The 23,708-nt window shown below is 67.8% G+C and carries 26 protein-coding genes; 3 read left to right on the top strand and 23 right to left on the bottom strand.

Going from position 1 to position 23,708, the window contains the following annotated elements; genetic code table 11:
* Positions 1-12: 12 nt before the first annotated feature.
* Entirely contained in the window at positions 13-618 is a 606-nt protein-coding gene (locus RTY46_RS01500) for a HutD family protein (RefSeq protein ID WP_312706325.1), read from the top strand.
* 58 nt (positions 619-676) lie between these two features.
* On the opposite strand, the gene RTY46_RS01495 is transcribed toward RTY46_RS01500, so the two are convergent.
* The 19 genes from RTY46_RS01495 to RTY46_RS01405 form a co-directional block, all read right to left on the bottom strand.
* Complete coding sequence (locus tag RTY46_RS01495; protein ID WP_312706324.1) at positions 677-2,281, bottom strand: sulfite reductase subunit alpha; 1,605 nt, start codon at positions 2,279-2,281, stop codon at positions 677-679.
* The gene (locus tag RTY46_RS01490; protein WP_312706323.1) at positions 2,278-3,249 is read right to left on the bottom strand and encodes an FAD:protein FMN transferase; all 972 of its coding nucleotides are present in this window, start codon (positions 3,247-3,249) and stop codon (positions 2,278-2,280) included. Before RTY46_RS01490 ends, RTY46_RS01495 begins: the two co-directional genes overlap by 4 nt.
* Before the next feature lie 54 nt (positions 3,250-3,303).
* Positions 3,304-4,107 carry a DUF4198 domain-containing protein gene (locus RTY46_RS01485; protein ID WP_312706322.1) on the bottom strand — a complete coding sequence of 268 codons (804 nt, stop codon included), beginning with the start codon at positions 4,105-4,107 and terminating at the stop codon, positions 3,304-3,306.
* A gap of 78 nt (positions 4,108-4,185) precedes the next feature.
* Positions 4,186-4,704, bottom strand: coding sequence for a DUF2271 domain-containing protein (locus RTY46_RS01480; RefSeq protein WP_312706321.1), 519 nt, complete (start codon positions 4,702-4,704; stop codon positions 4,186-4,188).
* A 29-nt stretch (positions 4,705-4,733) separates the two neighbouring features.
* Positions 4,734-5,372, bottom strand: coding sequence for a PepSY-associated TM helix domain-containing protein (locus RTY46_RS01475; protein ID WP_312706320.1), 639 nt, complete (start codon positions 5,370-5,372; stop codon positions 4,734-4,736).
* Between the two features lie 121 nt (positions 5,373-5,493).
* Positions 5,494-7,920 carry a TonB-dependent receptor gene (locus RTY46_RS01470; protein ID WP_312706319.1) on the bottom strand — a complete coding sequence of 809 codons (2,427 nt, stop codon included), beginning with the start codon at positions 7,918-7,920 and terminating at the stop codon, positions 5,494-5,496.
* A gap of 144 nt (positions 7,921-8,064) precedes the next feature.
* Complete coding sequence (locus RTY46_RS01465; protein WP_312706344.1) at positions 8,065-8,457, bottom strand: hypothetical protein; 393 nt, start codon at positions 8,455-8,457, stop codon at positions 8,065-8,067.
* A gap of 175 nt (positions 8,458-8,632) precedes the next feature.
* Positions 8,633-9,310 (bottom strand): Fe2+-dependent dioxygenase, encoded by a 678-nt coding sequence (locus RTY46_RS01460; RefSeq protein ID WP_312706318.1) that lies wholly within the window; start codon positions 9,308-9,310, stop codon positions 8,633-8,635.
* A 49-nt stretch (positions 9,311-9,359) separates the two neighbouring features.
* Positions 9,360-11,678: a catecholate siderophore receptor Fiu gene (locus RTY46_RS01455; RefSeq protein WP_312706317.1), complete on the bottom strand. Its 2,319-nt coding sequence runs from the start codon at positions 11,676-11,678 to the stop codon at positions 9,360-9,362.
* Positions 11,679-11,818: 140 nt separating this feature from the next.
* A complete protein-coding gene (locus RTY46_RS01450; RefSeq protein ID WP_312706316.1) occupies positions 11,819-12,220 on the bottom strand; it encodes a hypothetical protein in 402 nt (133 codons plus the stop codon).
* 194 nt (positions 12,221-12,414) lie between these two features.
* Complete coding sequence (locus tag RTY46_RS01445; RefSeq protein WP_108748836.1) at positions 12,415-12,747, bottom strand: non-heme iron oxygenase ferredoxin subunit; 333 nt, start codon at positions 12,745-12,747, stop codon at positions 12,415-12,417.
* Positions 12,744-13,283: a GNAT family N-acetyltransferase gene (locus RTY46_RS01440; protein ID WP_312706315.1), complete on the bottom strand. Its 540-nt coding sequence runs from the start codon at positions 13,281-13,283 to the stop codon at positions 12,744-12,746. Before RTY46_RS01440 ends, RTY46_RS01445 begins: the two co-directional genes overlap by 4 nt.
* Positions 13,284-13,329: 46 nt before the next feature.
* Positions 13,330-13,980 (bottom strand): transposase, encoded by a 651-nt coding sequence (locus RTY46_RS01435; protein ID WP_312706314.1) that lies wholly within the window; start codon positions 13,978-13,980, stop codon positions 13,330-13,332.
* Positions 13,981-14,150: 170 nt separating this feature from the next.
* The gene (locus tag RTY46_RS01430) at positions 14,151-15,407 is read right to left on the bottom strand and encodes a cysteine desulfurase (RefSeq protein ID WP_312706313.1); all 1,257 of its coding nucleotides are present in this window, start codon (positions 15,405-15,407) and stop codon (positions 14,151-14,153) included.
* On the bottom strand, positions 15,404-16,666 hold the full coding sequence (sufD, locus tag RTY46_RS01425) for a Fe-S cluster assembly protein SufD (RefSeq protein WP_312706312.1): 1,263 nt from the start codon (positions 16,664-16,666) through the stop codon (positions 15,404-15,406). Before sufD ends, RTY46_RS01430 begins: the two co-directional genes overlap by 4 nt.
* The gene (gene sufC, locus RTY46_RS01420; protein WP_108748841.1) at positions 16,666-17,430 is read right to left on the bottom strand and encodes a Fe-S cluster assembly ATPase SufC; all 765 of its coding nucleotides are present in this window, start codon (positions 17,428-17,430) and stop codon (positions 16,666-16,668) included. Before sufC ends, sufD begins: the two co-directional genes overlap by 1 nt.
* A gap of 44 nt (positions 17,431-17,474) precedes the next feature.
* A complete protein-coding gene (locus RTY46_RS01415; protein WP_312706311.1) occupies positions 17,475-17,891 on the bottom strand; it encodes a lysozyme inhibitor LprI family protein in 417 nt (138 codons plus the stop codon).
* Entirely contained in the window at positions 17,888-19,363 is a 1,476-nt protein-coding gene (gene sufB, locus RTY46_RS01410) for a Fe-S cluster assembly protein SufB (RefSeq protein WP_312706310.1), read from the bottom strand. Before sufB ends, RTY46_RS01415 begins: the two co-directional genes overlap by 4 nt.
* An 18-nt stretch (positions 19,364-19,381) precedes the next feature.
* On the bottom strand, positions 19,382-19,837 hold the full coding sequence (locus RTY46_RS01405) for an SUF system Fe-S cluster assembly regulator (RefSeq protein WP_312706309.1): 456 nt from the start codon (positions 19,835-19,837) through the stop codon (positions 19,382-19,384).
* A gap of 203 nt (positions 19,838-20,040) precedes the next feature.
* Here RTY46_RS01405 and RTY46_RS01400 point away from each other — a divergent pair, with 203 nt between their 5' ends.
* Positions 20,041-20,508: an SET domain-containing protein-lysine N-methyltransferase gene (locus tag RTY46_RS01400; protein ID WP_108748844.1), complete on the top strand. Its 468-nt coding sequence runs from the start codon at positions 20,041-20,043 to the stop codon at positions 20,506-20,508.
* A 198-nt stretch (positions 20,509-20,706) separates the two neighbouring features.
* Positions 20,707-21,249: a type 1 glutamine amidotransferase domain-containing protein gene (locus RTY46_RS01395; RefSeq protein ID WP_312706308.1), complete on the top strand. Its 543-nt coding sequence runs from the start codon at positions 20,707-20,709 to the stop codon at positions 21,247-21,249.
* A gap of 77 nt (positions 21,250-21,326) precedes the next feature.
* On the opposite strand, the gene RTY46_RS01390 is transcribed toward RTY46_RS01395, so the two are convergent.
* The 4 genes from RTY46_RS01390 to RTY46_RS01375 all read right to left on the bottom strand — a co-directional run bounded on the left by RTY46_RS01390 (position 21,327) and on the right by RTY46_RS01375 (position 23,633).
* Entirely contained in the window at positions 21,327-21,923 is a 597-nt protein-coding gene (locus RTY46_RS01390; protein WP_199932320.1) for a DUF1439 domain-containing protein, read from the bottom strand.
* Positions 21,924-22,003: 80 nt separating this feature from the next.
* Entirely contained in the window at positions 22,004-22,546 is a 543-nt protein-coding gene (locus RTY46_RS01385) for a hypothetical protein (RefSeq protein WP_312706307.1), read from the bottom strand.
* Between the two features lie 55 nt (positions 22,547-22,601).
* Positions 22,602-22,910, bottom strand: a complete 309-nt coding sequence (locus tag RTY46_RS01380; protein ID WP_312706306.1) for a DUF3861 family protein — start codon at positions 22,908-22,910, stop codon at positions 22,602-22,604.
* 324 nt (positions 22,911-23,234) lie between these two features.
* Complete coding sequence (locus RTY46_RS01375) at positions 23,235-23,633, bottom strand: HU family DNA-binding protein (protein WP_108748848.1); 399 nt, start codon at positions 23,631-23,633, stop codon at positions 23,235-23,237.
* Positions 23,634-23,708: the final 75 nt, after the last annotated feature.

The raw sequence follows: 23,708 nt of genomic DNA, 5'->3' as shown, positions 1-23,708 counted from the left end.
TACAATGCGGGCATGGACATCGATTCCCTGCTGCACACCCCGAGCCAGGTGATTTCCAGCCTGGAGTACCGCCGCGAACGCTGGCGCAACGGCTTGGGCTGGACCCGTGAAATCCTGCGCCTGCCTGCGCAGGGCGACGATTGGGCGCTGCGCCTGTCGGTGGCCGAGATCGAGCAGGATGCCGCGTTCTCTGCGTTCCCCGGGGTGGAGCGCGAACTGGTGCTGCTGCATGGCAACGGCGTGCGGCTGCGCTTCGCCGACGGCCACGTGGCCGAGGTGCTGCCGCCGCACGGGCGCGTGCGCTTTGCCGGCGAGCAGACGCTGCAGGGGGAACTGGTGGACGGCGCCACCCACGATTTCAACCTGATGTGGCAGCGCGATGTGCTGCAGGCCGAGCTGCTGCACCGGCCACTGGTGGGATCGATGTTCTTCTTCTGCGAACCGGGCGTGGCCTGGGCGCTGTACCTGCTGGCCGGGCATGCCGAATTCGGGGTCGACAGTGGGTTGCCGCCGATGCAGGCCGGGGATACGGCGTGGTTGGCCGCCGGTGAGTGCCAGCGCCACGCGTTGCAGGGCGGCGGTGAGTTGTTGGCGATACGGGTAACGAGCGTAGGGTAACGCCGGGCCATGTGTGGATGGGGTCAGAGCCCTTTCCTGCGGAAAGGGATCCGACCCCTCAATACACGTCGCGGCGGTAGCGGCCGGCCCCCAGCAGGGCTTCCTTGCCGTCGGCGCCCAGCACCTGTTCGATCACCGCATCCACTGCCGGGGCCATGCCCTGCAGGCTGCCACAGACCAGGATCGTGGCACCTTCATCGACCCACTGCCGCAGCGTTGCCGCTTCGGCCAGCAACCGGTCCTGCACGTAGCGGTGCGCGCCGCCATCGCGGCTGAACACCGTATCCAGGCGTTGCAGCGTGCCCGTGTCCAGCATCGCCTGCAGTTCGGTGCCGAAGTGGAAATCGTGCGCGGCCGAGCGTTCGCCGAACAGCAGCCAGGTGCGCTGCGCGCCGGCACGCGCGCGTTCGTGCAGGTGCGCGCGCAGGCCGGCAATGCCGGTGCCATTGCCGATCAGCAGCAACGGCACGTCGGCGGCCACGCCGTGGAAGTTCTGGTTGCGACGCAGGCGCAGCTGCACGGGTTCGCCGATGGCGGCGTGGTCGCACAGCCAGCCACTGCCGATGCCCGCTGTGCCGTCGGCACGCAGTTGGCGGCGCAGCAGCAGTTCCAGTGCGCCATCGGCCATTACCGATGCGATGGAATACTCGCGATGCGGCAGCGGCTGCAGTGCCGCCAGCAGGCCGGGAAGGTCGCCGCGTGCGACCAGGTTCGGCAGGTGCGAGCGGGCGACGCGGTCGAGCAGCACCTGTCCGTCGCCCAGCATCACCGCCGGATCGAAGCCGTTCGACTGCAGCCAGTCGCGCGTGCTGTGTGCGGCATGCTGCGGGCCGACCTCGGCGATATCACCGGCCTGCCACGGTACGTCGCTGCCTGCCGGCGGCTGCAGCCGCAGCCAGTACACCGGCCCGCCCTGGCTGCCCGGATTGAGGTGCTCGCGCTGCAGCAGCGTCCACGGCTGGTAATCGGCCGGGCTCCAGTCGGGCAGTTCGCTGGCGCCGCCGCCGATCTGCCCCAGCAGCTGCTGCCAATGGCGCAGCGCGGCCGGGTCGGCATTGTCGACCTCCACCACATCGAACATCGGGTGCGCGCCGTGCTGGCGCAGCCAGGCATCGAGCCGGTGGCCGAAGGCGCAGAAATGCCCATAACTGCGGTCGCCCAGGGCCAGCACGCCGTAGTGCAGGTGGCCCAGCGTGGGCGCTGCGCTCATCGCACCGCGCAGGAAGGGCAGGGCGTGGTCGGGGGCATCGCCTTCACCGGTGGTGCTGGCGATGAACAGCGCATGCGTAGTGTCGGCCAGCAGCGGGCCATCCACTTCATGCAGGCCGCGCAGGCGCACCGGCAGCCCGGCCGCGCGCAGGGCCTCGGCGCTGCGCTCGGCCAGCTCGCGGGCGAACCCGGTCTGGCTGGACCAGACCAGCAGCAAGGGTGCGGCACCATCGGCGCTGCGGTCGTCGCGGCGGCGGCCACGCCACCACACTGCCGTGCACGCCAGCGCATACAGGCCCAGGGCGATCAGCGCGGCATGCCAATGGCGCGGCGTGGGCGCGCCCTGCCACCAGGTTTCCCCCAGGTGCAGGCGCAGCAGGGCGATGGCGGCCACGGACAGCAGCGCCAGCGCCAGCAGGTTTCCCAGCAGTGCGCGCGACGGACGACGGTTCATGCGGCCTGCTCGTCGAGCAGGCGCTGGAAGGCACTGCTCAGATGTTCCTGTGCACCGTGTGCGGTGCGCTGCAGATAGCGCACGGCCAGACCCTCGCGTTCGGCCAGCGCCATGCCGGCGTCCTGGCCCAGCACGGTGAGCGCGGTGGCCCAGGCATCTGCGTGCATGGCGTCGTCGGCCACCACGGTCACGGCCGCGGCGACCTGGCGTACCGGCATGCCGGTGCGCGGGTCCAGGCTGTGGCTGTAGGCCTGGCCATCCGTGCTGTACTGGTGCCAGCGGTCGCCCGATGTGGCCACCGCCTTGCCATGCAGCGCGAGCACGCGCGGTGGCGTATCGGTGCCTGCATCTTCTTCCGGCGCCGATTCCACCAGCACGCGCCACGGTTGGCCATCGGGCTTGCGACCGTACCCCGCCAGCTCGCCGCCCACTTCGATCAGCGCCGCATCGATCTGCTGGTCGCGCAGCCACGCGGCGACATGATCCACGCCGAAGCCTTTGGCGATCGCCGACAGGTCCAGTTCCAGCCCGCCGGGTTGCAGCAGGGCGTCACCCTGCCAGTGCAGGCGCTGCCAGCCGCAGCGTTCGCGGGTGGCCTGCAGTACGTCGATGCTGGGCTGGGAGCGTGGGCCGGCATGCGCGCCGAAGCCCCACAGCGCCACCAGTGGCCCCACCGTCGGATCGAAGGCGCCGTCGCTGGCCGCGGCGATGGCCTGCGCACACGCCAGCACCTGGCGGGTTTCAGCCGGCAGCACGCAGTACTCGCCTGGTGGCGCGCGGTTGTAACGGCTCAGGTCGGAAGCGGCTTCCCAGGTGCTCATCTGCGCGACCACCTCATCCAGGCGCGCCTGGATGCCTGCATGCAGCGGGTGCAGGTCGCGCTGGCGTGACGCAACCAGCGAAACGCTCCAAGTGGTGCCCATGGTGGTGCCACCCAGGCGGGCGATGTCGAGCAGGGTATCGGTCATGTCAGGCGGTGCAGGCGGCGGTACCGGAAACAACCCGGCACCGCCGCGGTTCGGTTACTGCGGCAGGACTTCCAGCGTAGCGACGTAGCTCAGGCGGCGCTTGGCGGCCTGCTTCACCGAGGTCTTGTTGTCTTCGGTGCCGGTTTCCAGCCAGTACATGCCCGCTTCCGGCCACGTCACCTGGATCTCGCCCTTGGCGTCGCTGGTCACCTTCAGTTCGTCCTGCGCATTGCGGTAGCGGGTGGCGCCGCGCACGATCTCGAAGGCCAGGCCGGCAGTCGGCTTGCCATCGACCAGCACGCGGAACGTCGATTGCTCACCGGCGAACAGATCGTTGGGGTGACCGACGGCCACCAGTTCGATGCCGCGGTTGGTCGGCTTCAGTGCGGTGTCGTTCGGCGCGCCGTTGGTGACGAAGGTTTCCACCCGGCCCACCGACTGGCTGACTTCCAGCTTCTTCGCCTCCTTGGGCAGCTCGCCGAAGGTGGCGGCGGTGCCGCGCCAGCGCTTGCGTTCGCCGTTCAGTTCGTAGGTCGCGAACAGGCCATCGTTCACCGAGGCGATGCGGTAGGTGCCCTGCTGCTTCAGCTCGATGTCGAACACGCTGCGGTACTTGCCGGTGGCCGCGTTCTGCGGCTGCACGGTGCTGCCGTCCGGCGCGGTGATCACCAGCGATTCCAGGCGCAGCGGCACGTGGTTGAAATAGAACAGGTCGTTGGACACGGCGCCATCGACGGTGATCCACGGTGCGTTGCCGGCGATCACGGTCTGCGAGGGCAGCAGCCAGGCCTTGTGGGCCAGGGCGGAGAACGGAAGAGCAGCGGCCAGGGCGGCGGCTAGGACGAGCGTGCGCTTCATGCGGAAGACTCCAGGGATGGTGGTGGGTGGGGTCAGAGCCCTTTCCGCGGGAAAGGGATCCGACCCCGGAACAAGCAATCAGGGCTTCACGGCCAGGGTGACCTGGCCCAGTTCGGTGGCGCCCTGCGCCTTGCCGGTCTGTGCGGCGGTGGCCGGCCAGGTGAAGGGAATCTTCAGCAGTTCGCGGCCGCCGACTTCGCGCACCGCTTCCACCACCAGGGTGTAGTTGCCGGGGGCCAGCTGCTTCAGCGCCGGCTGCTGGTCGGTGAACGACAGCGCATGCTTGCCGGCCGGGCGGGTGGGGCCGGTCACGCCGTCCACCGGCACCTGCAGGGTGCGGCCGCTCTTGCGCCACCACTGGCGCAGGTCGGGCAGCCACTTGGTGCCGTGGCCTTCGCTGTTGCTGGTCTGCTGGTACCAGACCGACAGGTTGGCGGCGACCTTCTGGTCGGCCCCTTCCAGCCACACCGCCACGTATGGGCGGTGGTATTCGGCCACGTTGAGCTTGGGCACTTCAACGTTGATGTCCAGCGTGGCGGCGTAGGCGGGGCTGGTGGCCAGCAGGCCGCTGAGGGCGATGGTGAGGGTGACGCGCATGGGGCGGCTCCGAAGGGAACGGATGGAAGTCAGTGGATCAGCAGCAGGGCGATCAGCAGCGGAATCATCAAGCCCAGGCCGACCAGCGGCCAGGTCATGCGCCGCTGCCGCGCATGCAGGTGCAGCAGGAACAGGCCGGTGATGCAGAACACCAGGCAGGCCACGGCGAACAGGTCCAGGAACCAGCCCCAGGCCGGGCCAGCGTTGCGGCCCTTGTGCAGGTCGTTGAGGTAGGACACCACGCCGCGCGAGGTGGATTCGTATTCCACGGCGCCGGTTTCGCGGTCGATGCTCAACCAGGCATCGCCGCCGGGGCGCGGCAGCGACAGATAGATTTCTTCGGCCGACCATTCGGCCGGGCGGCCGCCGATGGCGATGCCCAGCTGCTGGTCCAGCCACTGCCGCGCCGGGCGCGGGATCGGCGCGTTGCCGTCTTCGCGCGTGCCCAGCTGGGCCAGCAGTGCCTGCGGCAGTTCCAGCTGCTGGTTCTGCACTTGGGGTTTGGCTTCAATCTTCGCCGCATGGTTCAGGGTCAGGCCGGTGGCCGCGAACAGCAGCATGCCGATCAGGCACACCGCCGAGCTGATCCAGTGCCACTGGTGCAGCGTACGCAGCCAGAAGCCACGGCTCTGTTGCTGCTGCACGGCGGAAGAGGCGGAACGGCTCACGGCATGGACAGTACGGGACGAAGAGCGCGCATTACATCATTGATGAGAATGGCTCGCAATTAGGTATCTCTGTGTATCCGGCCGCAGGCCCGCGCGGGGCGGGCTGCGGCCGTCATACGCGTCAGAAGCGGAAGTTCAGGCTGACCCAGATGCTGCGGGCCTTGTCCTTGTTGTTGTAGTCGTCCTCGAACAGCACTTCGTTGGTGTCATCGGTATAGATGCCATCACCGTCCAGATCGGTGAAGAAGGTCTGGTAGGTGGTGAAGTCGCGGTCCAGCAGGTTGTTGATGCGGGCGTTCACCGTCAGCCACTCGGTGGCTTCGAACGAGGCGCCCAGGTGCAGCACGGTGTAATCCTTGTAGTAGCGTTCCTGGCCGGTCACCGTGCTGATGCCGCCGTAGCGCTTGGAACGCGCTTCGGCGGTCAGGAACACGTTGAAGCGGTCGCTGGCGCGCCAATCGAAGGTGGCGTTGGCCATGTGCCGCGCGCTGTTGCCCAGCGGCCGGCCCTTCTCGGCGCCGCTCTTCTGTTCGCTGTCAGTGAAGGTGTAGTTGGCGCGCAGGCTGAACTGATCACTGATGTTCCAGCGCCCGGCCACTTCCGCACCCTGGATCACCACCTCGTCGATGTTCACCGTGCGGGTGCTGCTGGCGTAGCCCAGATCGGCATATTCACCGGTGGAGCTGCACGACAGGGTCAGCGCGGCGCCACAGGGCTGCGAGGCGATCTTGTCGTCGAAACGGTTGTGGAAGGCGGTGGCGTTGAAGCTGTGCCCGGCGGGGTGCTGCCAGTACACGGCCAGTTCGGTGCTGGTGCTGGTTTCCGGCTTCAGGTCGGGGTTGCCGAACATGGGCGAGGTGCCCTGGCCACCGAAACCGATCACGCCGTCGTACAGCTGGGTGGTCTTGGGCGTCTTGAAGCCGGTGCTGACGCCACCCTTCACCGTCCAGGCTTCGTTGACCGTGTACACGCCATACAGGCGCGGGCTGAGCTGGTCGCCGAACACTTCATGGTCGTCGTAGCGCAGGCCGTAGGTGATCGCCAGCGGTGCCAGCACGGTCCAGGTGTCCTCGGCGAACAGCGAGTACATGTTGTGGTCCTGGCTCAGGCCCGGGGTGCCGCGTTCGGTACCGAACACGCCGTCGGTCAGTTCACCGCGGATCACCTGCGCGCCGACCACGGCCACGTGCTGGCCGGCGGCCTGGAACGGAATGTCCAGCTTGGCATCCAGGGTGTACTGCTCGCTTTCCAGCGTGCGCGCCGGGCGCGGCAGGAAAGTCGATTCGGCCAGTGCGCGGCGTTCGGCCAGCGGCAGCCCGGCGTACGGGCCGGTGGCATCGATCATCTGCAGCAGCTGCACACGCTCGGCCACGGTGAAGGGCATGGTGCGCCCGTCGTTGTTGGTGGCCACGTGCGAAAGGGAAACCAGGCTGTTGCCGAAGCCCCAGCGGCCTTCGTGGGTGATCGCCCAGGCGTCGCGGGTGAATTCCTGGCTGGGGCTGTAGCCCACGCGCGGGTCAGCGCGGCGCGACCACGTACCGCCGTTGCTGCGGCAGGCGTTGGCATTGGCGCCGCTGGCACCGCGGCAGAAGTTGCTGCTGCGCCAGATGCTGCTGATGCTGTCTACGGTGCCGACCGGGTACTCCTCTTCGCCGGCATCGTTGATCTTGATTGCGTTGTCGTACTCCTGGCGCGAGGTGTCGTAGTCCAGGGTCAGGCGCTGGGCATCGCTGATGTTCCAGTCCAGGCTGACGCCGCCGGCCTTGTTGGTGTTGTCCACGGTCTTGCCACCGCCGCCGAAGCCCAGCGAGCGGTCATGGGCCACGCCGCTGGGGTCGAGCACCGGGCTGTACACCGGGTTGGAGGCATCGCGGTCGTACCAGCTGGCGCGCGCGGACAGGTTCAGTACGTTGGGTACCAGCGGGCCGGTCACGTACACATCGGCGGTGCGGTCATCACCGAACTGGTCGTCGGTTTCGAAAGTGCCGCCCAGCGTGGCCGAACCGCTCCAGCGGTCCAGCGAACGCTTGGTGATGATGTTGATGACGCCGCCCATCGCATCGGCGCCGTACAGCGTGGAGGCCGGGCCACGGATCACTTCGATGCGCTCGATCGCATCCAGCGGCGGGATGTGGTTGAACTGGTTGCCGCCGAAGTTGTTCGGGTAGATGTCGCCGTGGTTGTTCTGGCGGCGGCCGTTGACCAGGATCAGCGTGTAATCCGAGCCCATGCCGCGCATGGAGATGGTGCCCTGGCCGGTCTTGTCGCGGGTTTCGCCCACGTCCACGCCCTCCAGGTCGCGCACCGCGTCCAGCAGGGTCATGTAGGGGCGGGTGGTCAGCTCTTCCTGGGTGATGACGGAAATGCTGGCTGGGGCGTCGGTGATCTTCTGTTCGAAGCCCGAAGCGGTGACCACCACGGTGTCCAGGGTCTGCGGTGCGCCGGCGGCGGCACCGTTGGCGAAGGCAGGGGCGGCGAAGGCGGCCAGCACGGCGCTGGTCAGCAGGTGGCGGGACAGGGACGAACGAACACGATGGCGCTGGGCCATGGCAGGAACCTCGAAGGATGCGAGCGCGCGCGGAACCGCGCGGCAGGCGCGGTGGCGGCAGGAATGCCCGGTCAGGGGCGGCAGGGAACGAACACGCAGCGGCGCGCCGGCTGTACCGCCAGTGCGGTCAGCCAGGGCCGGGGATCAGGCCAGCGGCGGCGCCTGGCCGCGTTGCTGGCGACGCCCGGGCGCGTCGGCCCAGGGCGTGTCCGGAGCGGCCAGTGGCCAGTCCGTCTGCGCGACGGCATGCGCCGGCGCGGTGGGGATCAACTGCAGTTCGCTGTGCAGCCACTGGCGGGCCAGCAGCAGGGGCGGCGCTGTGTCGGTTGTCTTCAGCGGTGTCGAGGTGCAGCGGCGCAGCTTGGCCGGGGCCTCTTCGTGCGCGCCGCGCTCACCGCCACGCTCTTCCAGCGGATGCTGCTGCGCCTGGGCAAGGCTGGCATGCGCCGCCGGCAGCAGCGGCAGGGTGCCCAGCAGCAACGCCAGCATCGCGACCCACGCCAACAGGCTGGCCAGCGCAGGCCGGCGGCCGCGCATGGCGGTACCGAGCTGCACGTGCCGAAGCGGGCGGGGGCGAAGCGGGCCAAGCAAGATGGGCAACCCTGGGAACGGCCGGAACCACCGGCGTCAACGGGGCGTGATTGTAATGAGAGCGGTTAGCAGTTGCAAATGAGAACGATTGTCATGTGACGCTGCGCGCCGTGTAGAGCGCTCAGACCTCGCTCCAGCGCCGCAGCAGATTGTGGTAAACGCCGGTCAACTGCAGCACGGCACCGGGGTCGGCGCTGGTCTGCCGCAGGCGCTCGATGGAGGTGTCCATTTCCCACAGCAGGCGGCGCTGGGCGTCGTCGCGGATCATGCTCTGCACCCAGAAGAACGAGGCCACGCGCGCGCCGCGGGTGACCGGGGTGACCTGGTGCAGGCTGCTGGACGGGTAGACGATCAGGTCACCGGCGGGCAGTTTCACTTCGTGTTCGCCGTAGGTATCGCTGATCACCAGCTCGCCGCCGTCGTAGTCCTCGGGGGCGGACAGGAACAGGGTGCAGGAAATGTCCGAGCGCAGCTGTTCGCCGTGGGCCAGGTTCATCACCGCGCCATCCACATGGAAACCGTAGGTGCCGCCACCGGTGTAGCGGTTGAAACGTGGCGGCAGGATCTTCAGCGGCAGGGCCGCGGCGAAGAACAGCGGGTGGCGCTGCAGCGCGGCCAGCACGATGCTGCCCAGTTCGGCTTTCAACGGCGATGCATCGGGCAACTGCTGGTTGTGCTTTACCCGCGCGCCCTGCACGCCCACCGTTTCGCGGCCATCGGCCCAGTCGGCCGCATCCAGGCACTGCCGCAGCTGGGCGACATCGTCGGAAGACAGGACCTGCGGAATGTGCAGCAGCATGGCGGTTCCTCGAAAGGCGCGGGGGAGACGGGCTCCCCCGCGCGCTGCATCAGAAGCGGATGTCCGCGCTGAGCAGGAAGGTGCGCGGTGCACCCGGGGTGTAACGGTAGCCGCTCTTGTTGATGCTGGCCACGTACTGCTTGTCGAACAGGTTGTAGCCGTTCAAGCGCAGCGACACGTGCTCGTTCACTTCCCACGAGACCATGGCGTCGTACACCGCATAGGACTTGGTGAACGACGGGGTGCCCACCGCGCCGTCGGTGCCGCGGTGCATGCCGGCGGCGTAGCGTACGCCACCGCCCACGCTGATGCCGTAGGGCAGCACGTAGCTGGTCCAGCCGGTGAACGTATCGTCCGGGGTGTAGGTCAGGTTGGTGGTGCCATCGGCGGCCACCTTGGCGCCTTCCTTCACTTCGGTGTCCAGATGGCTGAAGCCGGCGCTGACCGACCAGTTCTCGGTCACCCGGCCGACCGCCGACAGTTCCACGCCCTTCACCCGCTTGCTGCCGGTCTGGGTGGGATTGCCGGCATCGTCCAGCACGGTGGTGTTGATCTCGTTGTCCACGTCGGTCTGGAACAGCGCCAGGTTCACTGCCAGCGCGTCATCCATGAAGCCCCACTTGCTGCCCACTTCGAAGGTCTTGGCCTTCTGCGGGTCCAGCTTGGGGTTGTCGGCGCTGCTGGCCGAGCTGCTCAGCTGGAAGTTCGCGCCGCCCGGCGGCTGCTGGGAAATGGCGTAGTTGGCGTACAGGCTGACCGTGTCGCCCACCTTGTACAGCGCGCCCAGCTTCCAGTTCAGCAGGGTGTCGCTGGCTTCCAGGGCGGGGTTGCGCAGCACGGTGCCGGTGGGGTTGCTGCCGCACACCGGGCCGCCACGACCGCCACACACCGACGCGCTGGCGTACTCGGTCCTGTAGTGGTCGGCGCGCACGCCGGCGGTCAGCAGGAAGCTTTCACCGAAGGACAGGGTGTCGAACAGGTAGACCGAGGACGTGGTGGTCTTGCCGTGCGCGTCGGCACCGTTGTGCGCCCAGTTCAGACCGCTGACGTTCCAGTCCGGGTCGTACAGGTTGGCGGCCGGCCAGCTGGTGCCGGCGGTGGCGGCCTGGCCGTAGCTGTCCAGTTCTTCGCGGGTGAATTCCAGACCGGCGCTGAGGGCGTGGCCGACGGCGCCGGTGGCGAAGTCCGCACGCAGGTTCAGCTGATCGGTGAGGATCGTGTTGCGCTGGTCCTTGAAGGTCGGCAGGCTGCGCGCGATCGCGTAGCTGGAGAGGTCGGCCGGGTTGGTATAGGTGATGTTGCCGGTCGGGCGGCCGCCCGCGCCGCGCACGCCGGTGCCCATGAAGGCGGTGAGCAGGTAGTCCTGTTCGGTGCGGCCCCAGCGCGCGGTGTTGGTCAGGCGCACGCTGTCGTTGAAGTCGTGCTCGAAACGGAAGGTGGCCATCTGCGCGGTCACGTCATCGTGGTCGGCGCGGGTGCCGTAGAAGTTTTCCGGATCGACCGGGTGGCCGGCCAGCGCTTCCAGGGTCGGCTGCGGGGTCCAGCCCGGCAGGCCCAGGGTGGGCACGCCGCCATCGGGCACGTTGTCCTGCTTCACGTACAGCAGGTTGAGGTAGTAACGGGTGGCGGTGCCCAGGCCGAAGGCCAGCGACGGTGCGATGCCCCAGCGCTTGTTCTGCACGTGGTCGCGGCCGGGCTGGTCGCTGTCCTGCCACATGCCGTTGATGCGCAGCGCGCTGCTGGCGCCCAGCGACTGGTTCCAGTCGGCCGTGGTGCGGCGCTGCTGGTCGCTGCCCAGCGAAATGCTGGCCGAGGTGGCGTCCTGCAGGTTGGCCTGCTTGCTGACCAGATTGATCGCACCGGTGGGTGCCGAACGACCGTTGTCGGTGCCGGCCGGGCCCTTGGTCACTTCAACCTGTTCGATGTTGAACACATCGCGGGAGATCGAGCCCAGGTCGCGCACGCCGTCCACGTACAGGCTGTTGGAGGTGTCGAAGCCGCGCATGAACAGCGCGTCGCCGGTGGTGGTGTTGCCGTTCTCGCCCGCATAGAAGGTGCCTACGCCCGGGCTGTTGCGCAGCGCTTCAGTCAGGGTGGTCGCGCCCTGCTGGTTGAACAGGTCGCTGGTGATGACCTGGATGGTCTGCGGCGTGTCCTGCAGGCGCTGGGTGAACTTCGGCGAGGCGACCTTGTCGGCTTTGTAGCCGCGCGTGGCATGCACGTCGATCTTGTCCAGAGTGCGTGCGTTGTCGGCCGCTTCGGCGTGGGCCAGCGCGGGCAGGGTGGCCAGGCCGAGACCGGCGGCCAAGGTGGCCAGCGGCAGGGAACGAAGCGGGGTGGCGTGCTTGCGGCTCTTGATGGGGCTCATGGGCATGGGAATGAAAGACAGGAATGGGCCATCGGCGCGTGCGCGACAGGGGCGGGAACGAGAGCGGGTACAGGAACGCGCGCACCGCGGACGCGGGCGGGAAACGGGGATGCAGCGCAGTGCGCGCGAGCGCGCTGCGGTCAGGCCACGGCGGCCGGAGGCGCGTGCGAGGGCGGCTGGCGCCGGTTGCGGGTGGCAACCGCCGTGGTGACTGCCGGGGCGACCAAGGTGTGTGGCGGCGCGATCGGCGGCGTGCGCTGGCAGAGCTGCGCAGGCGGCGCGGGCGGGTCTTCGTGGCCGCCTTCGGCCGGTGTTTCGCTGCGTTGCAGCCGTTCGTTCGGCGGCGTTCCGCCTTCGGGGGCGTGCGGCGCGCTGTCCAGCGTTGCCGCCGGAGCGGCTGCCACCCAGTGTGCAGCGGTCGTCCCGCGGCCCTCATGCAGGGCCGACCAGCCCAGCAGCAGGGTCAGCAGCGCTGCGGCAAGCAGCGGCCACCCCCGACGGGCAAGCTGGCACAGCGTGGCGGTGGCCGCAGGCGAAGCCATGGCGCGGTTGCGTTACAAACCGTTACGAACGAGGCGCGCAGGATAACACCAACGATAATGATTCGCATCTGCGAGGTCGGCGGGTGTTCGTGAACGGGCCTGGGGCGGCCTGGCAGGCCCGTGGCGGCCGCTATGCACCGGATCCGCTACCTGGTGAGCGGGCGCGCGGCGGGGCGCGCAACGCCCTTGCTGGGTCAGTCGCGGTCGTCGCGGGTCCAGATCGCGTCGTGCTCGCGTTTCACCGGAAACTTCGGCACCGCGGTATAGGCCGGGGCGCACAGGGCGCGACCATCGCGCACGTCGAAGCGCGCGCCATGCAGCACGCATTCGATGCTGCCCTCGCTGGTATTGAACTCACCCGAGGACAGTTCGAATTCCTCGTGGGTGCACTGGTCTTCCAGCGCATACAGCTCGCCGTCCAGGTTGAACACGACAATGGGCGTGCCGGTCACCTCGTCGAACACGCTCTTCATTTCACCCGGCAGCAGTTCCGCGCCGGCGCAGACGAAGGTCCAGGCCTCGCTCATGCCGATGCCCCGGCCAGCGGCTTTTCCAGGATCTCAAAACGCAGGTCGTCGCGCTTGGGAATGCCGAAGCGCTCGTCGCCATAGGGGAACGGCTTCTTGATGCCGGTGCGCTGGTAGCCGCGGCGCTCGTAGAAGGCGATCAGTTCCTCGCGCACGTCGATCACGGTCATCTGCATGACCGGCAGCTGCCACTCACGCGCCGCGTGGGCTTCGGCCGCTTCCATCAGCTGCTTGCCGACGCCACCGCCCTGCTGGGCCGGGTCGACCGAGAACATACCGAAGTAGCCCTTGCCATCGACATCGGCGACGTGGGCGCAGGCCACCAGGCGGCCCTCGCGTTCGGCCAGCAGGATGGTCGAGCGCGGGCGGTCCAGGTCGGCCTGGATGCCTTCGGCGTCGATGCGGGCGCCGTCCAGCAGGTCGGCTTCGGTGGTCCAGCCCACGCGGCTGGCGTCGCCGCGGTAAGCGGAGGTGACCAGGGTGATCAGGGCGGGGATGTCGGCCGGCGTGGCGGCACGGAAGGTCAGGGTGCTCATGCCGCCATTCTAGGTGGGGCAGGGGCGCCCGCAAATGGTCGCGGGGTCAGATCCCTTTCGCAGCGCGAAAGGGCTCTGACCCCACCAGCGGCTCCGTCAACCGCCGCTGCGACTGCAGCGCCCGCCGCATCACCGCCAGGTCACCCGCAGGGACGCCCTGATCGATGAACTCCGCATAGCGGCAACGCCGCGATTCCACGTCAGCGGCAATGAGCTCAAACGCAGAATGCGGCACGAGCAACGCATTTGCCCGGCCTTGCGCATTGGCACGATAGCTCGACCAGCGATAGTCCCCGGGATGCGCAACCATCCCCGCCCGCACCGGGTTGAGCTCGATGTAGCGCTGGCAGGCGAGCAGATACCGATCCGTATCAATCACCGTGGAATGGAAACGCCCTTCCCAGAGGCTGCCAGTGCGGCGTTCGCGCTCATTTACATGGCGCACGTAGATGCGGTTCACTGCCTGCATCATCCGTGACATCCCGCCGGGGGCGTCGGGCGTCACCAGCAGGTGGACGTGGTTGCCCATCAGCACATAGGCGTGAATGCTGCAGCAGTGTTCGTTCGCGCAATCGCGAAGCAGGCCCAGATAAAGCGCGGGGTCACGGTTGCTGAAGAAAACGGCTTGGCGATTGTTGCCACGCTGGACGACGTGTTGCGGGTAGCCGGGGGCATCAATACGACGTGGCCGTGGCATGGGGGTCTCCGGAAGCCAAGGGGTCAGAGCCCTTCGCTGTGCGAAGGGATCTGACCCCGAGCATCCGCCAACGCGGCGTGCGTGACAGTCGGTCGACTACGCAACGGTGGGTAGGGCGTTGGGGTCAGAGCCCTTCGCTGCGCGAAGGGATCTGAACCCGCTGCGCGGGCTCAACCCAGCAGCTTGCGCACCTTGGTCAGTGCGGTCATGAAGCGCTCGATCTCGGCGTGGGTGTTGTAGAACGCCAGCGAGGCGCGGCAGGTGGCGGCGACGCCGTAGTACTGCAGCAGCGGGTGCGCGCAGTGCTGGCCGGAACGCACGGCCACACCTTCCAGGTCGAGCAGGGTGGCCAGATCGTGGGCGTGCGCGCCGTCGATCAGGAAGGACACCACGGCGGCCTTCTCCGGCGCTTCGCCGAGGATGCGCAGGCCATCGACCTTGCGCAGCTCTTCGGTGAAGTGCGCCAGCAGTTCGGCCTCGCGCGCTTCCACGTGCTCCAGGCCCAGGCCCTGCAGGTAATCCACGGCCACGCCCAGGCCGATGAAGCCGGCGATGTTCGGGGTGCCGGCTTCGAACTTGTGCGGGGCGTCGTTGAACACGGTGCCGTCGAAGCTGACTTCCTTGATCATCTCGCCACCGCCGAGGAACGGCGGCATCGCGTCGAGGTGCTCGCGGCGTGCCCACAGCACACCGGTGCCGGTCGGGCCGCACATCTTGTGGCCGGTGATGGCGTAGAAGTCGCAGCCGATCGCGGCCACGTCGACCTTGCGGTGCGGCACCGCCTGCGAACCATCGACGACGGTGACGATGCCGCGCTTGCGCGCTTCACGGCAGATCTCGCGCACCGGGTTGACCGTGCCCAGCACGTTGGAGACGTGGGCCACGGCCAGCAGCTTGACCTCGGGGGTCATCGCCTTGCGCAGCGCGTCCAGGTCCAGCGCACCCTCGGGAGTGATCTCGGCCACGCGGATGGTCGCGCCGCTGCGCTGGGCCACCAGCTGCCACGGCACGATGTTGGCGTGGTGCTCCATGCGCGAGACCAGGATGACATCACCGGCCTTCAGCCGCGGCAGCGCCCACGAATACGCCACCAGGTTGATGGCGAAGGTGGTGCCGCTGCACAGCACCAGCTCATTGCTGCGCACATTGAGGAAGCGCGCAAGCTTGTTGCGCGCGCCCTCATAGGCGTCGGTGGCCTCGGTGCCCAGCGCATGCACGGCACGGCTGACGTTGGCGTTGTAGCGGCGGTAGAACTCGTCCACCGCGCCGATCACCTGTACCGGCTTCTGGCCGGTGTTGGCGTTGTCGAAGTACACCAGCGGCTTGCCGTGCACTTCGCGCATCAGCAGCGGGAAGTCGAGGCGGACGCGGTCCCAGTCCGGCGTGCCGGCAGGGCTTTCGATCGGGCGCGGCGTGGACAGGTTCATGCCACACCTGCCTCGGCCAGGGCCTTGTCCAGGCGGCGCGCCAGCTGCTCGCGCAGGGCCTCGGGCAGCACCTTCAGCGGTTCGTGGCAGAACGCGGCACTCAACAGCGCCTGCGCCTGGGCCTGCGGCAGGCCGCGCGAGCGCAGGTAGAACAGCGCGTTGGCATCGAGCTGGCCGACGGTGGCACCGTGGGCCGCCTTCACTTCGTCGGCGTCGATCACCAGCACCGGCTGGGTGTCGATCTCGGCGTCGGCCGACAGCAGCAGGTTCTTGTTGGACAGGTTCGCGTCGGTGCCGTCGGCGCCTTCGCGGATCTGGATGCCACCATGGAACACCACGCGGCTGCGGTTGGCGGCCACGCCGCGCCACAGCAGTTCGCTGCTGGTATCGCGGGCGATGTGGTCGATGCCCAGGCGGGTATCGACGTGGCGGCGGCCATTGCCAAGCAGCACGCCGTTGGCGGTCAGCTGGGCGTTGTCACCTTCCAGGCGCACGTTCAGTTCGTGGCGGCTGAGTGCGGCACCCAGTTCCAGGTCCACGCGGTGGTACTGGGCATCGCGTGCCAGCACCGCATCGGTACGCAGGAAGCTGGTCTGGCGTGCGCTGCCGGCCTGCACGCGGGCGTGCTTGAGCACGGCATCGCGGGCGACGTGGGCATGCAGCACGGTGTTGTCCAGGTGCGCCGAATCGCCCACGCTGAAGCGTTGCTCGACCACGCCGAGGCTGGCGCCGGCACGCAGTTCGATCAGGTGGCGGTGGTGCCAGGCCAGGTCGGTGTCGCCGGCGACGCTGGCGAACACCAGCTGCAGCGGCACCTCGACCTGCACGCCTTCATCCACGCGCAGCACCACGCCTTCATCGGCCAGTGCGGCATTCAGGCGGGCGAACACCTCGTCGCTTCGCTCGTAGCGGCGGCCGAGGAAACGCGCGGCATCCTCACCGGCGGCCAGCGCCGAGGATAGCGGTTCCAGCTGTACACCGGCCGGCAGGCCGTGGGTGTCGCTCAGCGCGTCGCTGAGGCGGCCGTTGACGAACACCAGGCGCGGCGCGGGGATGTCGGCCAGCGCCTCGGCATCCAGCGCGGCCGGGGCCTGCGGTGCGGGTGCGAAGGCGCGGCGCTCCAGCTGGCGCAGCGAGGTGTACTTCCAGGCTTCACTGCGGGCGGCCGGCAGGCCATCGCGCAGCACCGTGTCGAGCACTTCGCGGCGCGCATCGCTGCCGCAGAAGGCCTGGGCCATCGAGTCGAGCAGGGCGCTCATCAGACGGCCGCCTCGCGCACCACGCGATCCTTCAGGAAGTCGTAGCCGTGGGCTTCCAGTTCCAGCGCCAGTTCCGGGCCGCCGGTCTTGACGATGCGGCCATCGGCCAGCACGTGCACCACGTCCGGCTTGATGTAATCCAGCAGGCGCTGGTAGTGGGTGATGACCAGGAACGAACGGTCGGCCGCGCGCAGCGCGTTCACGCCGTCGGCCACGCTCTTCAGCGCGTCGATGTCCAGGCCCGAATCGGTTTCGTCCAGGATCGCCAGCTTCGGCTCCAGCACGGCCAGCTGGAAGATCTCGTTGCGCTTCTTCTCACCACCGGAGAAGCCTTCGTTCACGCCACGGTGCAGCAGCTCGTCCTTCAGGTGCAGCACGGCCAGTTTCTGCCGCACCAGCTTCAGGAACTGCATGGAATCCAGCTCGTCCTGGCCGCGCGCCTTGCGCTGGGCATTCAGTGCGGCGCGCAGGAAGTAGGTGTTGTTCACGCCGGGGATTTCCACCGGGTACTGGAAGGCCAGGAACAGGCCGGCGGCGGCGCGCGCTTCCGGGTCCTGGTCGAGCAGGTCCACACCGTCGAACTGCACGCTGCCTTCGGTGACTTCGTAGCCGTCACGGCCGGCCAGCACATTGCCCAGGGTGGACTTGCCGGCGCCGTTGGGGCCCATGATGGCGTGCACCTGGCCGGGCTTCACGTCCAGCGACAGGCCCTTGAGGATTTCCTTGTCGCCGATGCGGGCGTGGAGGTTGTCGATCTTCAGCATTGGGATGGTCGTCTTGTCGAATGGGGGATGGCAGGCAGCGCGACTTACAGGTCGTATTCGCTGCGCTCCAGGAATTCGCTGCGCAGGTAGGCGGTGCGTGTATCGGTCAGGCTGGACTTGGCGTGCAGATACAGCATCGGGTACATCGAGCCGTACAGGACGCGCGGATTCTCATCCTTGCCGACCGGGTAGCGCGCCTCCAGATCGGCATCACGCAGCTGCACCCACAGGCGCTGCGCGTCCTTCAGCCGGGCCAGTGCCACCGGCTGCCCGGCAAGCTTGGCCAGCACCTGCCGGTAGACCGTGTTGAGCTCGGCGTCGGCCTTGCGGAAATCGCGGTCGGCGCAGGCGTTGAGCTCCATCTGCGTGCCTTCCGGATTGCAGCCGTCGGCGTCGGCGCTGGCTGCCCATGCCGGCGCGGCGGTGCCGAGCAGCAGGGCCAGGGCGAACAGGGTCTTCATCCCACCGACCCTTCCAGCGAGACTTCCAGCAGCTTCTTGGCTTCCACTGCGAATTCCATCGGCAGTTCGCGGAACACCTGCTTGCAGAAGCCGTCGACGATCATCGACACGGCGTCTTCCTGGCTGATGCCACGGGCGCGGCAGTAGAACAGCTGGTCGTCGGAGATCTTCGAGGTGGTGGCCTCGTGTTCGACGGTGGCGCCCGGGTTCTTCACCTCGATGTAGGGGAAGGTGTGGGCACCACACTGCTTGCCGATCAGCAGCGAATCGCACTGGGTGTAATTGCGCGCGCCATCGGCGTTGCGGTCGACCTTGACCAGGCCGCGGTAGGTGTTCTGGCCGCGGCCGGCGCTGATGCCCTTGCTGACGATCTTGCTCTTGGTGCGCTTGCCGACGTGGATCATCTTGGTGCCGGTGTCGGCCTGCTGGCGGTGGTGGGTCAGCGCCACGGAGTGGAACTCGCCCACCGAATCGTCGCCCAGCAGCACGCAGGACGGGTACTTCCAGGTGATCGCCGAACCGGTCTCGACCTGGGTCCAGGTGACCTTGCTACGCGCGCCACGGCATTCGGCACGCTTGGTGACGAAGTTGTAGATGCCGCCGACGCCGTTCTCGTCGCCCGGGTACCAGTTCTGCACCGTGGAGTACTTGATCTCCGCATCTTCCAGCGCGACCAGCTCGACCACCGCGGCGTGCAGCTGGTTCTCGTCGCGCATGGGCGCGGTGCAGCCTTCCAGATAGGACACGTAGGCCTTGTCCTCGCACACGATCAGGGTGCGCTCGAACTGACCGGTGTGGCCGGCGTTGATGCGGAAATAGGTGCTCAGTTCCATCGGGCAACGCACGCCCTTGGGAATGAACACGAAGCTGCCATCGGAGAACACCGCCGAGTTGAGCGCGGCGAAGTAGTTGTCGCCCACCGGCACCACGGTGCCCAGGTACTGGCGCACCAGCTCCGGGTGTTCCTTGATGGCCTCGGACATGGAGCAGAAGATGATGCCCTTTTCGGCCAGTTCCTTGCGGAAGGTGGTACCGACGGACACCGAGTCGAATACCGCGTCCACCGCCACGCCGGCCAGCTTGGCGCGCTCGTGCAGCGGCACGCCCAGCTTGTCGTAGGTGTCCAGCAGTTCCTTCGGCACGTCATCCAGCGAGGCGTACTTCGGGCCCTTCGGCGCGGAGTAGTAGCTGAGCGCCTGCAGGTCGATCGGGGCGATCTGCAGCTTGGCCCAGTTCGGCATCGGCATGGTCAGGAAGTGGCGGTAGGCGTCCAGGCGCCACTGCGTCATCCATTCTGGCTCTTCCTTCTTGGCCGACAGGGCACGGATGGTGTCCTCGTCCAGGCCGGCCGGAAGCGAGTCCGATTCGATCTCGGTGATGAAGCCGGCCGAATACTTGCGGCCCAGCTGCTCGTGGATCTCGCGGTTGGGGGTGTCGTCGTGGGTGACGGTTTCGATGGTTTCGGTGGCCATGGGGGGGCTGCCTACGGATCAGGAGACGACGTCGACAGCGATGGTGCGGCGCTGTTCGTCATCGACAAGGGGGAGAGGGGGCAGGATCTGGGCCAGGCTGACATCGCGCAGGGCCTCGCAAACCACGTCGTTGATCAGCCGCCAGCTGCTGCGCGCGCCGCACTTGGGCGCCATGTTGCACTGGTGGTGGTCGTGGCTGCATTCGGTCAGGGCCAGCGGCCCCTCCATCGCTTCGACAACCTCGAACAGGGTGATCTGCCCGGGTGCGCGGGTCAGCCGGTAGCCGCCGCGCACGCCGCGCAGGCCTTCCACCAGGCCGGCCTGCGCCAGCGGCTTGAGCACCTTGCTGACGGTGGGCGGTTCCAGACCAGTGAATTCAGCCAGTTCGGTGGCACTGAGCACTTCGCCCGGGCGGGCGGCGAGCACGGTCAGCACCACGGTGGCGTAATCGGTGAGTTTGGTGACGCGCAACATGCGGATGCGAGTGGTTCTTAAAGCGGACTGAAATTGTACGCTTTTCTTCCCCGGCATCCAACCCGGCCATTCAGCCGGCGCTGGGCCGGCGGCGGGGCACCCCAGCGCGGGGTGGGGCGACATGCTGCGGCATGGGGGTGATTTTCGCAATCACTGTGAATGGGTGAGAATCAACATTCCTATCGCTGCCATCCCCCTTGCCGATGCCCAAGAAGATCCAAGCCCGCAAGTCCGCCATCCATGGCAACGGCGTGTTCGCCGTGGCCCCGATCAAGCAGGGCGAGCGCGTGATCCAGTACAAGGGCCTGCTGCGCAGCCATGGCGATGTCGATGCCGATGACAGCGGCGATGTGGAAAGCGGCCACACCTTCCTGTTCACGCTGAACGATGACTGGGTGATCGACGCCAACTACAAGGGCAACGACGCGCGCTGGATCAACCACAGCTGCGACCCGAACTGCGAAGCGGTGATCGAGGAAGACGAAGACGGCGACAGTCGCGGCGACAAGGTCTTCATCGAGGCGCTGCGCGATATCAAGGCCGGCGAAGAGCTGACCTACAACTACGGCATCGTGCTGGCCGAGCGCCACACCGCCAAGCTGAAGAAGATCTGGGAGTGCCGCTGCGGTTCGCCCAAGTGCACCGGCACGATGCTGCAGCCCAAGCGCTGAGCGGGCCGGAATGTAGAGTCGAGCCATGCTCGACTCTGCGGGTAAGGCGCAGTCGAGCAAGCTCGACTCTACGGGTGAGGCACAGTCGAGCATGGCTCGACTCTACAAGGGCCGTCTCCACCTGCCGTGCACGACCGGGTCACCGCCCTGCAATGGCCGTTCGCCGACCCTGTGTGCTCCCTCACTGGAGCACACGACATGGCACAGCGTATCGCCGGCAAGCAGGTCGCCATCCTCGCGACCCACGGCTTTGAACAGTCCGAACTGACCGAACCCAAGCGCCTGCTGGAAGCGCAGGGCGCCACGGTCACCGTGGTCTCCCCCGCGAGGGAAGCCAGTATCAAAGGGTGGAAGGACAAGGACTGGGGTGGCGTGGTGGCCGTGGACCTGCCGCTGGCTGAGGCCGATGCCGGGCATTTCGACGCACTGGTGCTGCCGGGTGGGGTGATCAATCCCGATTCGCTGCGCACCGATGAGGCCGCGTTGGGCTTCATCCGCAGCGTGGCGGCGGCGGGGAAACCGGTGGCCGCGATCTGCCATGGCCCCTGGCTGCTGATCAACAGTGGGCTGGCTGAAGGCCGCGAGGTGACATCCTGGCCGTCGCTGCGACAGGATCTTGCCAACGCCGGTGCACGCTGGCGCGATGCCGAAGTGGTGGTGGACGGCAATCTGATCACCAGCCGCAAGCCGGACGATATCCCGGCGTTCAGCGAAGCGGTGGTGAACGCACTGGCGGCGTGAGCGGTAGCGCCGGGCCATGCCCGGCGAACGGGACGCGTGGGAAATGCAGAAGCCGCCGGGCATGACCCGGCGCTACCTTATTTGCCCAGCAGGCCGGCGGGCACCAGACTGCCCAGGTTCTGGTTGAAGGTGACCACCAGCTTGCCGTTCTTCACCTGCGCCGACTGCACCTGCAGGGCGCCCAGCACGCCGGCCATGGTCGGGTCCAGCTTGTAGATCGGTTCGCGGCGCGCGTAGTCGCTCAGTGCGGCGTTGAGCAGGGCGCGGGTGCGCGAATCCAGGCGCCCGCCCTGGCTGGCCGGGGTGAAATCGTCCACGGTCGGTTCCTGCAGGTGGAAGCCCTGGGTCTGGGCGTCATAACGCAGGCCGCTGCTGAGCTTGACCTTGCCCAGGTTGGTCGGGTTGCCGCCCGCGGTGGCCAGCGCCAGGTCCATGCCCAGGTTCAACCGCTCGCCGGCCGGCAGGCTCAGTTGCGGGTGGCTCATGGTCAGGGCGATCAGCCCCCCCAGCGCGTCCTGCGTGCGTGGGAAGCTGCCATCCAGGTATTGCTGGACGTCACTGGCACCGACCGACAGTTCGCGGCCGGAAATCGAGGGGGCTGCCTGTGCGCCGATCGCCGCGGCGATCAGCACAGTGGATGCAGCAACACGGGTCAGCAGGGAACGCAGGTGCATGGCGGTGACCGGGCAGGTGTTGGGGTGGCTCACAGAGTAGCGGTGGCCGCTGAATCGCGGGTGCACGCTGCGAAAGGGATTCAGTCCAGCGTGGGTTCCAGCTTTGCCGACTGGATCTGCCAGCCCTGGCCGTCGGCGCGTGGCTGCACGCGGTACCAGCCGTGGAAGCGGAAGGTGCCTTGGCCGGTGCTGGCACGCACCCGTACCGGTACTTCCAGCAGCCGGCTGGGGCGTTTCTTGTCGCGGGGCAGGGGTGGTTCGCTGTCCAGGCGCAGGGTGCGCACGTCCGGCAATGCCCGCAGCAGCGCGTCGTCGGCATGGCGCGGATCTGCCGGGGCGAAGGTCCAGGCCGCATCACTGTCGCTGCGATTGCCGTTGAGCAGGGCCAGCATGTAGCGGTTGAGCATGTGCGCGGGCGCTTCGCTGCCTGCTGCAACGGCGCCGAACAGCGGGTCGACCGCCGGTGCTGCGAGCGTTCCTGCCTTGGCGTCGTCCGCCGGGGCGGTCGCGAAAGGCGCCTCTGCCTCGCCCGCAGCGGTGTCGGGCGAGGCGGGGGCATCGGCGGGGGCGCGCGAGCACCCCATCAATGCAACGGCCAGGCACCAAACCACGTTACTGCGCATGTCTGCCTCCTCCCCGAGGCCAATGGGAGGCGGCAGTGTATCGGCTGCGTGGCAGTCAGCGCGAAGAGACGCGTTGCTCCAGCGCATCCAGCGCGGCCTGCAGTTCGGGCGCCACCGCCGCCAGGGCGTGGCCTTCGCTGTCGGCATGGCGCTGCACGATATCGCGCAGCAACTGCGCGGCGACCACCAGAGTGGCGCGCTCGTCACCGCTCAGCCCGGGCGTGCGCGGGGCGGCTTCAAGCAGGCGCATCAGGTCGCGGCTGGCGCGGTGTTCCAGTTCGATGGTGCAGCGCCCGGTGCACTGGTGCCCGTCCTTTTCGATCGGGGTCACCGAGATCCGGTAGCGGGTGGAGGGGCTGGCCATGGGAGGTGTGCTCGCCTGTCGTTGGGATGTGTCCACCATAGGCAAGGCGGTGACCGGCGACGACGGCCCGGGCTGCACGCAGTGTTCCACCCGGTCCGTTCCTGCGGCGGAAAACAGCCGCTGCGGCCAATGCTGGCGCGGCGGTGGGCGGGCACGGTCTGCGCAGGGAAACGCTGTGTTGCGGATTGGCCCTGGGGCCGTATCCACGCATGGCGTGGATCTACTGACGGATTGGCCTGGGGGCATCCACGCATGGCGTGGATCAAGCAAAAAAAACGGGACGGCCTGAGCCGTCCCGTCGGAAGATCGCCGTGGGGCGCGCGCTTACAGCGCGGCGTCCTTGAGCTTCTTCAGCGGGCGAACCTTGAGCTTGGTGGTGGCCGGCTTGGCGGCGAACCACTGTTCTTCCTTGGTGAACGGGTTGATGCCCTTGCGCTTCGGCTTGGCCGGCACATTGACGGTGGAGATCTTCAGCAGGCCCGGCAGGGTGAAGGAGCCAGCGCCCTTCTTGTGCACCGAGGAAGCGACAGCGCTTTCCAGCGAGGCCAGCACAGCGCGCACATCCTTGGCGACAACGCCGGATGCTTCAGCGATGTGTGCAACCAGGCCGGACTTGGTCAGCACTTCCTTGATCGGCTTCGGAGCGGCCGGCTTGGCGGCAGCCTTCGTCGCGACTTTCTTCACTGCCTTTTTCGGGGCAGCCTTCTTAGCGGTCTTTGCCATGGTTTCCTGTTCCGTGAACGGTTGGTTGTTTGGTCGGCGCCGAACCCCGTCGGCAAGCGCAATGTAGGGCAACTC

Source organism: Stenotrophomonas sp. (assembly GCF_032056425.1).
GTDB lineage: Bacteria > Pseudomonadota > Gammaproteobacteria > Xanthomonadales > Xanthomonadaceae > Stenotrophomonas.
This window is presented reverse-complemented; position numbering and strand designations above follow the sequence as displayed.

Excerpts from the sequence above, each read along its gene's own strand:
- RTY46_RS01485 (WP_312706322.1), bottom strand. The coding sequence starts at position 4,107 with ATGAAGCGCACGCTCGTCCTAGCCGCCGCCCTGGCCGCTGCTCTTCCG.
- RTY46_RS01415 (WP_312706311.1), bottom strand. The coding sequence starts at position 17,891 with ATGAAGACCCTGTTCGCCCTGGCCCTGCTGCTCGGCACCGCCGCGCCG.
- RTY46_RS01450 (WP_312706316.1), bottom strand. The coding sequence starts at position 12,220 with ATGGCTTCGCCTGCGGCCACCGCCACGCTGTGCCAGCTTGCCCGTCGG.
- RTY46_RS01445 (WP_108748836.1), bottom strand. The coding sequence starts at position 12,747 with ATGAGCGAGGCCTGGACCTTCGTCTGCGCCGGCGCGGAACTGCTGCCG.
- RTY46_RS01470 (WP_312706319.1), bottom strand. The coding sequence starts at position 7,920 with ATGGCCCAGCGCCATCGTGTTCGTTCGTCCCTGTCCCGCCACCTGCTG.
- sufD (WP_312706312.1), bottom strand. The coding sequence starts at position 16,666 with ATGAGCGCCCTGCTCGACTCGATGGCCCAGGCCTTCTGCGGCAGCGAT.
- sufC (WP_108748841.1), bottom strand. The coding sequence starts at position 17,430 with ATGCTGAAGATCGACAACCTCCACGCCCGCATCGGCGACAAGGAAATC.
- RTY46_RS01400 (WP_108748844.1), top strand. The coding sequence starts at position 20,041 with ATGCCCAAGAAGATCCAAGCCCGCAAGTCCGCCATCCATGGCAACGGC.
- RTY46_RS01495 (WP_312706324.1), bottom strand. The coding sequence starts at position 2,281 with ATGAACCGTCGTCCGTCGCGCGCACTGCTGGGAAACCTGCTGGCGCTG.
- RTY46_RS01490 (WP_312706323.1), bottom strand. The coding sequence starts at position 3,249 with ATGACCGATACCCTGCTCGACATCGCCCGCCTGGGTGGCACCACCATG.
- RTY46_RS01390 (WP_199932320.1), bottom strand. The coding sequence starts at position 21,923 with ATGCACCTGCGTTCCCTGCTGACCCGTGTTGCTGCATCCACTGTGCTG.
- RTY46_RS01465 (WP_312706344.1), bottom strand. The coding sequence starts at position 8,457 with ATGCGCGGCCGCCGGCCTGCGCTGGCCAGCCTGTTGGCGTGGGTCGCG.
- RTY46_RS01460 (WP_312706318.1), bottom strand. The coding sequence starts at position 9,310 with ATGCTGCTGCACATTCCGCAGGTCCTGTCTTCCGACGATGTCGCCCAG.
- RTY46_RS01440 (WP_312706315.1), bottom strand. The coding sequence starts at position 13,283 with ATGAGCACCCTGACCTTCCGTGCCGCCACGCCGGCCGACATCCCCGCC.
- RTY46_RS01385 (WP_312706307.1), bottom strand. The coding sequence starts at position 22,546 with ATGCGCAGTAACGTGGTTTGGTGCCTGGCCGTTGCATTGATGGGGTGC.
- RTY46_RS01430 (WP_312706313.1), bottom strand. The coding sequence starts at position 15,407 with ATGAACCTGTCCACGCCGCGCCCGATCGAAAGCCCTGCCGGCACGCCG.
- RTY46_RS01480 (WP_312706321.1), bottom strand. The coding sequence starts at position 4,704 with ATGCGCGTCACCCTCACCATCGCCCTCAGCGGCCTGCTGGCCACCAGC.
- RTY46_RS01380 (WP_312706306.1), bottom strand. The coding sequence starts at position 22,910 with ATGGCCAGCCCCTCCACCCGCTACCGGATCTCGGTGACCCCGATCGAA.
- RTY46_RS01500 (WP_312706325.1), top strand. The coding sequence starts at position 13 with ATGGACATCGATTCCCTGCTGCACACCCCGAGCCAGGTGATTTCCAGC.
- RTY46_RS01455 (WP_312706317.1), bottom strand. The coding sequence starts at position 11,678 with ATGAGCCCCATCAAGAGCCGCAAGCACGCCACCCCGCTTCGTTCCCTG.
- RTY46_RS01435 (WP_312706314.1), bottom strand. The coding sequence starts at position 13,980 with ATGCCACGGCCACGTCGTATTGATGCCCCCGGCTACCCGCAACACGTC.
- RTY46_RS01405 (WP_312706309.1), bottom strand. The coding sequence starts at position 19,837 with ATGTTGCGCGTCACCAAACTCACCGATTACGCCACCGTGGTGCTGACC.
- RTY46_RS01375 (WP_108748848.1), bottom strand. The coding sequence starts at position 23,633 with ATGGCAAAGACCGCTAAGAAGGCTGCCCCGAAAAAGGCAGTGAAGAAA.
- RTY46_RS01395 (WP_312706308.1), top strand. The coding sequence starts at position 20,707 with ATGGCACAGCGTATCGCCGGCAAGCAGGTCGCCATCCTCGCGACCCAC.
- sufB (WP_312706310.1), bottom strand. The coding sequence starts at position 19,363 with ATGGCCACCGAAACCATCGAAACCGTCACCCACGACGACACCCCCAAC.